Source organism: Pseudoalteromonas sp. S558 (genome assembly GCF_005886635.1).
GTDB lineage: Bacteria > Pseudomonadota > Gammaproteobacteria > Enterobacterales > Alteromonadaceae > Pseudoalteromonas > Pseudoalteromonas aliena.
Genome location: NZ_PNDU01000178.1, coordinates 1 through 10,365 on the forward strand (window position 1 = coordinate 1; position 10,365 = coordinate 10,365).

The 10,365-nt window shown below is 40.1% G+C and carries 10 protein-coding genes; 2 read left to right on the plus strand and 8 right to left on the minus strand.

All coding sequences use genetic code 11. The annotated features are described in order from the left end of the window. Positions 1 to 205: 205 nt before the first annotated feature. The 6 genes from tyrA to ffh form a co-directional block, all read right to left on the minus strand. On the minus strand, positions 206 to 1,339 hold the full coding sequence (gene tyrA / locus CWB66_RS12970) for a bifunctional chorismate mutase/prephenate dehydrogenase (RefSeq protein WP_138585701.1): 1,134 nt from the start codon (positions 1,337 to 1,339) through the stop codon (positions 206 to 208). Positions 1,340 to 1,574: 235 nt separating this feature from the next. Further along, positions 1,575 to 1,934, minus strand: a complete 360-nt coding sequence (gene rplS, locus CWB66_RS12975; protein ID WP_007378355.1) for a 50S ribosomal protein L19 — start codon at positions 1,932 to 1,934, stop codon at positions 1,575 to 1,577. A gap of 33 nt (positions 1,935 to 1,967) precedes the next feature. Continuing rightward, complete coding sequence (gene trmD, locus CWB66_RS12980; protein ID WP_138585702.1) at positions 1,968 to 2,735, minus strand: tRNA (guanosine(37)-N1)-methyltransferase TrmD; 768 nt, start codon at positions 2,733 to 2,735, stop codon at positions 1,968 to 1,970. Next, positions 2,735 to 3,271: a ribosome maturation factor RimM gene (gene rimM, locus CWB66_RS12985; protein ID WP_007378357.1), complete on the minus strand. Its 537-nt coding sequence runs from the start codon at positions 3,269 to 3,271 to the stop codon at positions 2,735 to 2,737. The genes trmD and rimM overlap by 1 nt, the downstream gene beginning before the upstream one ends. A gap of 17 nt (positions 3,272 to 3,288) precedes the next feature. Further along, positions 3,289 to 3,537, minus strand: a complete 249-nt coding sequence (rpsP, locus tag CWB66_RS12990) for a 30S ribosomal protein S16 (RefSeq protein ID WP_011327633.1) — start codon at positions 3,535 to 3,537, stop codon at positions 3,289 to 3,291. A gap of 261 nt (positions 3,538 to 3,798) precedes the next feature. Continuing rightward, positions 3,799 to 5,178, minus strand: coding sequence for a signal recognition particle protein (ffh, locus tag CWB66_RS12995; protein WP_077538606.1), 1,380 nt, complete (start codon positions 5,176 to 5,178; stop codon positions 3,799 to 3,801). 251 nt (positions 5,179 to 5,429) lie between these two features. Between ffh and CWB66_RS13000 the strand changes: the two genes are divergently transcribed. Both CWB66_RS13000 and CWB66_RS13005 read left to right on the plus strand, forming a co-directional pair. Further along, on the plus strand, positions 5,430 to 6,236 hold the full coding sequence (locus CWB66_RS13000; protein ID WP_077538607.1) for a cytochrome C assembly family protein: 807 nt from the start codon (positions 5,430 to 5,432) through the stop codon (positions 6,234 to 6,236). Positions 6,237 to 6,297: 61 nt separating this feature from the next. Further along, entirely contained in the window at positions 6,298 to 7,566 is a 1,269-nt protein-coding gene (locus tag CWB66_RS13005) for an HlyC/CorC family transporter (RefSeq protein ID WP_138585703.1), read from the plus strand. Between the two features lie 45 nt (positions 7,567 to 7,611). Here CWB66_RS13005 and CWB66_RS13010 read toward each other — a convergent pair whose 3' ends face one another. Further along, positions 7,612 to 8,220: a transglycosylase SLT domain-containing protein gene (locus CWB66_RS13010; protein ID WP_138585704.1), complete on the minus strand. Its 609-nt coding sequence runs from the start codon at positions 8,218 to 8,220 to the stop codon at positions 7,612 to 7,614. A gap of 137 nt (positions 8,221 to 8,357) precedes the next feature. Next, a complete protein-coding gene (gshA, locus tag CWB66_RS13015) occupies positions 8,358 to 9,935 on the minus strand; it encodes a glutamate--cysteine ligase (RefSeq protein WP_138585705.1) in 1,578 nt (525 codons plus the stop codon). Positions 9,936 to 10,365 lie beyond the last annotated feature (430 nt).

The window sequence follows — 10,365 nt, forward strand, 5'->3', positions numbered from 1 at the left end:
GAGGTTTGTAACCTAGTGGGCTAAGTAAAAACCGAGCAACAAAGAGTTAATCGCCCCTAGAAAGAACCCAAAGAGCTGCGCATGTTTAGCATTTATGCTGCGTTATCGCCTATTTATGGGGAACATACATCACAGGCTCTCCCTTACCTAAATAGCAAACAGTCTGCTGAAAATCAAACCACCAAAGTTCAACACGTCCTGAGCGTTAATCGAGTACCTTTGCATCATTCGCTTTATTTAATAAACTTCTACTCTGCGTTAAAAAGTGCTGCGTTGAATCAGAAAAATACGCCTTTGCATCAGCAAAGGAAGCTATTAACGCGCTTTTATCTCCCATTTTTAATTTTGCTAATGTACTAGAAAATGTATCTTGATACTGCGCAAGTAAACTTTCTACATCATCAAATTGAGCTAACATAATATCCGAATAAAGCTCTGGTGATTGAGCAAATAAACGCCCCACCATCATTAATTCAAGCTGATAAATTGGTGAAGAGCAGCTTCGTAACTCTTCTAACGTATGGCTTTGCTTAGCTAGAAATTGCCCATATACAAAGGTGGTTAAATGACGCATTACTTGAATAATTTGCATTGCTTCATCGTGCTTTTTCGCATCAAGTTCAACAAGTTGACAACCCCATACTTGTAACTGCGCTAATAAACCGGTTGCCGCTTGGTGCTCTCGCCCTTCACATACAACGACTGTTTGTTTTACCCAGTGTGATATATCAGGCCCAAACATAGGATGTAAACCAACAACCGGCCCACTGTGCGCAGCTTTCAGTGCTTTAATCGGCGATTGCTTTACCGATGTAATATCTACAAGCAAACAGTCTTCATCTAGTTTAGGTAACTTAGCAACGACAGCGTCCAATGCATTAATAGGTACGCTAATCATTACCAGCTTCGCGCCTTTTAAAATATTTTTCGCATCGCTTTGCTGATCTTTATCTAAAATTTTAACGTCGTAACCTGAGCGAATAAACTGCTGTGCAAATAGCTGTCCCATAGCACCTTGACCACCCACAATTACAATTGGCGAAAGCTCTGGCGCTGCACATGCAAGCTTTGCTTGTTGGTTTTGATAGGCTTCTCGCATCATGCGTCTTAGTATATCTTCAACGAGATCTGGGCTTACATTTTGATTGATTGCTTCTTGTCGTCTTGCCGCTAATAGCTCAGCTTCACGGGCAGGTGCATGTAAAGGCGCACCCGTTTGTTGTTTTATCTCACCAATTTTTTGCGTAATACCATTGCGTTTAGCAAGTAAAGCAACCAGCTGTGCGTCGCATTCATCTATACCTTCTCTTAGCTGTGCTAAATCATTTATGTCAGCCACGTCCATACCACCTTAAAAAACAAACAACGTAAATATAAATTTACATAAAAGTAAACTAATCAATACGATAAATACTAACAGGATCGATGAACTGAGAAAAGATTAATCCCAAAATTTTACGGATAATGAAAGCTAGGTGAAGAGTTGAGAGTTGAGAAAATAATATCATAAAAACCAAAACGGGTTGCAACCCGAAGGATGCAACCCGTTTTTTTGCGTTGATAAACAGCGCGTATTAGTTAAGCTTTTCTCTAATACGTGCAGATTTACCAGAACGCTCACGTAGATAGTAAAGCTTAGCACGGCGAACTGCACCGCGACGCTTAACTGTTACGCTATCAATAAGAGGGCTGTGCGTTTGGAATACACGCTCAACACCTTCACCGTTCGAAATCTTACGAACTGTAAATGCTGAGTGAAGACCACGATTACGCTTAGCGATTACAACACCTTCAAAGGCCTGTAGACGCTCTTTAGCACCTTCTTTTACTTTTACCTGTACAACCACTGTATCACCAGGGCCGAATGTAGGTACGTCTGTTTTAAGCTGCTCATCTTCAAGCGCTTTAATAATATTTTGGTTTACTTTTGCCATTATGTTTCTCACTTTCCTAGGTGTAACTGTCTTCTAGCCACAAGCTTTTTGGTACTCTTGCTGAAATTTCGCGAGTAATACCGCTTGCTCCTCAGTCAGAGCTAGGTTATGCAACAAGTCAGGACGTCGTAACCAAGTTCTACCTAATGACTGCATAAGCCGCCATTTTGCTATCTCTTGGTGGTTGCCACTGAGTAATACAGCAGGAACCTGTTTGTCGTCCAATGTTTCTGGTCGTGTATAGTGTGGACAATCTAACAAGCCATCCGAAAATGAATCTTGTTCCGCTGACTGGTTATGACCTAACACGCCTGGCACTAATCGCGCTACTGCGTCAATTAATGTCATGGCAGGTAGTTCACCACCACTCAAAATAAAATCACCAATTGACCATTCTTCGTCAACATATGATTCTATTATTCTCTCATCTATACCTTCATAGCGACCGGCAATCAAAATCAGTTTTTTAGAGCTTGCGAGTTCGCTTGCTCCTTGCTGATCAAGTTTGCGCCCTTGTGGGGACATATAAATTACTTTAGCACCATCACCTGCCGCTTTTTTAGCGTCAAGAATGGCTTTCTTTAATGGTTCAACCATCATTAACATGCCAGGTCCGCCCCCGTAAGGGCGATCATCCACTGTTCTATGCTTATCTAAAGCGTAGTCCCGTGGATTCCAACAATTAAAATCAATTAAACCACTTTTTACTGCGCGACCGGTAACCCCTTGCTGGGTAATTGCATCAAACATGTCTGGAAAAAGGCTTATCACCCCTACCCATAATGAACTAGTTTGCGTCATTAAAACCCAGGATCCCAGTCTACGGTAATTTCTCTTGCATCGTATTTAACATCTTTAATAACTGAATCAGTTAAAAAAGGAATTAAACGCTCAGCTTGACCAAATGCGTCTTTACTGTTTGCTTTCACAACTAGTACGTCATTTGATCCTGTCTCCATTAGGTCATCAACAATGCCTAAGTCATAACCTTTATCAGTTACAACGGACATGCCAATGAGATCTCGCCAATAAAACTCACCTTGCGGGAGTTCTGGTAATTGCGCTGAATCCATTGAGATTTCGGCATGGGTATAAGCCATTGCTTCGTCTCGGTCGTTTACCTGCGCAAATTTAGCGATAAAGCCTTTGTTGTGGCGACGCCAGTCGACCACTTCTAAGGACTGCCATTTACCTTGCTGCCCTATCAACCACGGGCTGAAATCGAAGATCCCTATGGGATCATCAGTAAATGAATGTACCTTAAGCCAGCCCTTTATACCATATGGGGCACCGAGCTTTCCTACGACAATTATTGATGAGGTGTTCTCTTGACTCATGGTTACACTTACGCCTATTAAGCCGCTTTACGAGCGTCTTTTACTAACTTAGCTACGCGATCTGAAAGAGATGCGCCCTGACCTACCCAGTGTTCAACACGTGGTAAATCTAAACGAATTTTTTCTTCTTGACCTGCAGCAATTGGGTTAAAAAAGCCTACTTTCTCGATGAAGCGACCGTCACGCGAGAAACGGCTATCCGCAACCACAATTTGATAGAAAGGGCGTTTTTTAGCGCCACCACGTTGCAAACGAATAGTTACCATACCGTCCTCTATAAAGATTGACTGTTTTCATTAATAAGATTTACTCCCCAGAATGGGGAGCTGGGGAATTGTACGAGTTTTTGGCAATAACGCAAGTAAGAAGTGAACCAAAAAGACAGTTTAGTAGGTTAAATTGTGATCTGAACGAGGAAATAGGATTAACTATGTACAATGCGCATAATTTATTCAATAAAAAAGGAGCAATTTGCTCCTTTTTTATTGAATATTATTTTGATCCTAAAAAATAGCGCTGAGCTAATTTTAAAATTTAGGCCCACCACCGCCCATCATTCCTGGAGGTAACATGCCTTTCATACCGCGCATCATTTTCATCATGCCGCCTTTGCCTTTCATCTTTTTCATCATTTTTTGCATTTGCGTAAACTGCTTGAGCAACTTATTGATCTCTTGTACTTGTGTACCAGAGCCCGCTGCGATACGTTTTTTACGCGAACCTTTAATGATTTCAGGACGAGCACGTTCTTTTTTCGTCATAGAGCTAATAATTGCTTCCATTTGAATGAACGTTTTATCACCCATTTGCCCTTTAACTGCATCGGGTAAATTAGACATACCAGGCAGTTTATCAAGCATAGACATCATACCGCCCATGCTTTTCATTTGTTTAAGTTGATCGGCAAAATCGTCAAGCGTAAAACCAGCACCTTTAAATACTTTTTCCGCAACTTTGGCAGCCTGCTCTTTATCGACTTTCATCTCGACTTCTTCGATTAATGAAAGTACATCACCCATACCTAAAATACGCGACGCTATACGGTCCGGATGAAAAGGCTCTAATGCATCAGTACGCTCACCAACACCCATAAATTTAATCGGTTTACCCGTGATATGGCGAATAGATAAAGCGGCACCACCACGCGCATCACCGTCGGTCTTTGTTAATATAACACCGGTAAGTGGTAATGCTTCGTCAAATGCTTTTGCTGTATTGGCGGCATCTTGGCCTGTCATTGCATCAACAACAAATAATGTTTCAATTGGGTTGATTGCTTTATGGAGATCTTTAATCTCATCCATCATGTCACTATCGACATGTAAACGACCAGCGGTATCAACAAGTACTACATCGATAAATTTCTTTTTTGCATGAGAGATAGCAGCTGTTGCAATATCTACCGGCTTTTGCGAGATATCACTTGGGAAAAAATCAACATCAACTTCAGCAGCAAGTGTTTCTAACTGCTTGATTGCCGCAGGGCGGTATACGTCGGCACTGACTACAAGCACCGATTTTTTCTTACGCTCTTTTAAAAACTTAGCTAGTTTTGCAACACTCGTGGTTTTACCTGCACCTTGAAGACCTGCCATCATTACAACCGCTGGTGGTTGTGCATTTAAGCTCAGTTCTTCATTGGCTTCACCCATTGCTTTTTCAAGTTCTTCGCGGACGATTTTCACGAATACTTGGCCTGGGCTTAAACTTTTAGTAACTTCCACACCAACGGCGCGTTCTTTCACTTGTTTTACAAAATCACGAACAACAGGCAACGCCACATCGGCTTCTAAAAAAGCCATACGCACTTCACGAAGAGTGTCTTTAATGTTGTCTTCTGTTAGGCGGCCTCGACCACTGATATTTTTTAAGGTTTTACCTAATCGTTCTTGGAGGTTCTCAAACATGTATCGGTTCCGATAAGACGTTATATCAATCTAATCACACGACCGCTTAGTCTGGCCGTTCAATTAACGATATTGATATTATTAAATTTGAATTAAAAACAGTATACCGTAAATGGTGGCGGACAATACAGTGTTCAAGTGCTAGTAGTTGAGTTTCTTTTTTTAAGGTCTATGCATTTGCTTTGCTATAAAATACAATGGCCACATAACAACAAGAATTTTTTTGACTCAAATTAAGTGGCCCAAGCATTATGCTGATTATTAGTTTAACTATTATTGCCAGTTTATTTTATGTGCTAGCAACGTCTCACGTGCTTTCACGACTGTTTCACCAACAAGGACCAAGCCAAAAAGTCACTATAGTACTGAGTACGGTTGCTATATTGGCGCATATGCTATTGTTGGTAAACTCTGTTTTTCGTGCCGACGGCCAAGATTTAAGTATCGTTAATGTGGCTTTACTAACCTGCTGGGTTATCGTTGTATCCGTCACGGCCGTATCGTTAAAGTTTCCTGCAACCTTGTTACTCCCTGTTGTATATGGTTTTGCCGCATTATTAAGCATTGCAAGCTTATTTATCCCTCACCACTTGCTTTTGCAAAGCTTGCAAGTTGAAATTGGCTTAGTCACTCATATTTCTTTATCTTTACTGGCATATTGTATTTTAATTATTGCTACTTTATACGGGGTTCAGTTTTACTTTATTGATAAGCGTTTAAAACGTAAAGATTTAGCCATAGTGCATAGTCATTTACCACCTCTTATGGTTGTTGAACGTCAACTATACCAACTGCTTAACTTAGGTACTGTACTGCTTACTTTTGCATTAATATCTGGCTTTGTTTTTCTTGATGGGATGTTTGCAAAAGAATTTATCCACAAAACGATACTATCTTTGCTCGCTTGGGTAATATTTGCAGTCGTTGCATTAGGTCATATGAAAAAAGGATGGAGAGGAAAACCCGTTGTTATTACCATCATGGTCGCTGCATTTATCCTCACACTTGCTTATTTTGGCAGCCGTTTCATACAAGAAGTGGTACTTAATAAGTTTTAACTTGACTCTGCAAGCTCACTCTAGCTTAATACGCATTGATTTATAAGAAAAGGATCCATCGTTGGACGACATATCGACAAGTACCCTATTTATCATTTTAGGTTTATTGGTACTTTTTTCTGCTTATTTTTCCGGTTCAGAAACTGGGATCATGTCAATCAATCGTATACGCCTGCGACATCTTGCTAAACAAGATCATCGTGCAGCTAAGCGAGTCAGTAAATTACTCAGCCGTCCAGATAGATTAATTGGTTTAATTTTAATCGGCAATAACCTAGTCAATATAGCAGCGGCGCAAGTTGCCACTATTATTGGTATACGTTTATATGGTGATTTAGGTATCGCTATTGCTACAGGTGCACTCACACTTGTTGTGCTGATATTTGCCGAGGTGACTCCTAAGACACTTGCCGCTTTATATCCTGAAAAAGTTGCTTTTCCAAGTTCAATAATACTCAAAGGGTTACTTAAAATTCTATTCCCTTTTGTTGTTGTTATTAACTGGATGACTAATGGAATACTGCGGTTATTTGGTATTAGTGCCGCTCAAATTGACGAACACAGCATGAGTAAAGAAGAATTAAAAACAGTGGTAAACGAATCCGGTGCTCTATTACCCGCCCGTCACCAAAGCATGCTAACTTCAATTTTAGATTTAGAACAAGTTACCGTTGAAGATATTATGATCCCACGCAACGAAATTGTGGCGATAGATATAAATGACGACTGGAAACTAATTAGCCGCCAGCTTACGCACTCTCAACATACACGCGTATTACTTTATCGAGATAATATTGACGATGCTGTTGGGTTTATTCATTCGCGTGATGCGCTTAGACTACTTACAAAAGAGCAATTTGATAAACCATCACTATTGCGTGCGGTTCGTGAAATTTACTTTATACCTGAAGGTACTTCGCTCAATACGCAACTTTTAAAATTCCAACAATCTAAAGAACGTATTGGTTTGGTGGTTGACGAATACGGTGACATTCAAGGTTTAGTTACACTCGAAGATATTCTTGAAGAAGTAGTTGGTGACTTTACAACAACGCAAACACGCACGCCAAGTGAAGAAGTTACCACTCAAACAGATGGTTCTTTTATTGTTGATGGTGGTGCTAACGTTCGCGATTTAAACAAAGAAATGGGTTGGGAATTTCCGCTCGATGGCCCTAAAACACTTAGCGGCTTAATTGTTGAGTATTTAGAAGACATTCCTGATGCCAACATTAGTTTACGTATTGCTGGTTACCCTGTTGAAGTGCTCGAAGTAAAAGAGAACATGATTAAACAGGTAAAAATACAGCCTAGTAAGCGAACCCGTTAAAACAAAAAAGGAGCCATTTGGCTCCTTATTTAAACTGTTTTTCTATTACGTAAATAGCCGTTCCAACCAACCTTTATCAAGTTCATCTTCACATCGCTTTAATTGCGCACCATAACGGCTTGCTCTGTTTTTTACCTTATTAGCTACGCCCATTAGCCACTTTTTTTTCTTGTAAGCACCACGTTTGTAGCCGCCCCACCCTTCATGATAATTAAGGTATTGTGCGTAAGCATCCCATTTAGAAATACCATTCACTTTGTGAGTTTTATAAACAAACCATGCCATAAAATCAATTGCATCATCGAAGTCGTCCCGATCTGCGCCACTGTTACCCGTCTCTCTAATATAATCAGACCACGTAGGCGTTTTGGCCTGTGAATAACCATAAGCATCACTGGCACGACCCGTTGGGATTATCCATAAAAAATATTCCATCGGTGGGGCTGCGTCGTGTTTAAACGAGCTTTCTTGATACATCATACTCATGAGTACGTGCTTTGGAGAGCCCCACTTTTCTTGAACGTCTTTTGCGTCGTAATACCAATCTGACTTTTCTTCAAAAATTTTACAAATATCATTAGGTTGCTTTGGAGGAGCTGTTGCACAGCCAGCTATAGTCAGCACTAGAGATAAAATAATTGTGTTTTTTTTCATATTTTAAGATCTCACTGAACTTTTATAAAATGTGTAGGTCTGATTTTATAATGCAGCAGTACAGCATTGTTTCATCCCTGAAGAATATTTACGCAGCCACTTAAGGGCTGCGTTTTTTTATTTTAACTAACAGCCAATTATTTCCCTTTAAAATACGCATCCAAAAATTCAGTAAACGATTGCGTATCAGCCCCTTCAATCGCTGCCTGAGCCTCATTAGACTCTACAACTTGTTGCTCCAACCAAGGCTTTAAAAACTCACTGTACTGGGCCTCAGCATGGTTTTCCCTATACTTATTAGCCAACGCTAAAGCAAAATGTCCATTATCTAAACCAGACTCTTTTAGTTCTGCCACATAACGCCCCGAATAGGTCAATGCTGGGTTATGGATCCATGTAGCCATCCGCTTTACTGTACTTGAGTAATAATCAACACCGTAAGCATTATCCATCCACACAGCTACTTCACTTAATTGAGAAAATATCTCATCTCCCCATGATTGAAGACTACGTGATTCATTATTAAAGTTAAGCATGAGCCCTTCTTCGCGACCCTGATTTACAACCGTATCGAGGTTTTCAGTGCTACACGCTTGTTCTTTCCAATCCATTTGTGGTGAATTTTTTAATAAGCAATACGTCAAAAAAACGTCTAGAAAGTGAATCTGCTCTATATCAATACCCACTTCGCTAAATGGGTTTACATCTAGTGCGCGAATTTCAATATACTCAATACCCGCTCTAAGTAATGCATCTGTTGGCGTTTCACCATTTTTAGCATTGCGTTTAGGGCGTATAGGTGAATAAAATTCATTTTCGATTTGCAGTATATTTTTATTTAGTTGCTTAGGTGCTGTACTCGTATAGTCATCAAGATTACTGTAAATATCTGATGGCGTATTAATTGCGTTCTTAAGCCCTGCTACATACTCATCAAGCGAATTATACATAACACGTAAAGATGATTGTGCGCTATTTGTATACCCTAGGTTACCTAAACGCAGCGCAGTGCCCACCTCTAAATAAAGTGTGCCTTTGCCCAGTTTTTTGAAGGGTAACTCTGTTTTTCGCCCTTGTAAAAATGAGCTGCATAAAGCCGGTGATGCACCAAATAGATAACTAATTAACCATAGTTCGCGCTTAAAGTTTCGGATAAGTGCTAAATAACCATCAGAAATAAAATCTTGCATGCTTGCATTGCTTTGTTCTAGCGAATGAAGCGAGTGCCACAAGGTATCTGGAAAAGAAATATTAAAATGCACACCCGCGATGGCTTGCATCATACTACCGTAGCGATTTTTTAACCCTTCACGATAGAGTGTTTTCATTTTACCTGTATTGGAACTGCCAAATTGAGCTAAAACAATATCATCTTGATGCTCGATAAAGCATGGCATACTAATAGGCCAAAGCAGTTCATCACCCATTTTTTCTAGCGTAAACTTTTGTAAATCTTTTAATTGCTTAAGAGTTTGCGACGACGAATCACTAACAGGGGTGATAAACTCAAGTAATGACTCAGAAAAGTCAGTTGTAATATGACCGTTAGTTAACGCACTACCCACCCCTTTAGGGTGCCCTTTAGGAGATATCACGCCATTACTTTGTATTCTTAGCGACTCTCGTTCAATGCCACGTTTAATGCCTTTAACTGCGTTGTGGTGCTTTTCAGCTGATAACGCATTAAGCGCATTTGTTAAATCATGTGTTGTCAAAAATATTTCCTCGGGCCACGTGGCTTAATCATAGGGTTATGGGGGCTAGTCACTTATTACTCAAGATTAAATTGCTAAGAACGATACAATTTTTTACCAATGATCGTTTGCCCTGTTTTGAAGGTACGCGTGATATGAATTACACCATGCAATAAATCGTCATACTGCCATTGCTCTTAACATTATACAATTGCTTTGCACGGGTAACTAACCAATTTCTAGTAAAACATATTAGGCCGTGCTGACTTTTCGTAATTAATTCTTCAGCTAACAGTTTGGTATTTAGGCAAGGCAGAGCCTATGCAGTGTGGTTATCCCTCATAAATAGGCGATAACACAGCATAAATGCCAAACATGCGCTGCCCTTTGAGCTCGATCTAGGACAATTAACTCTTTGTTGCTCGGTTTTTACTTATTCTTACAGTGATGT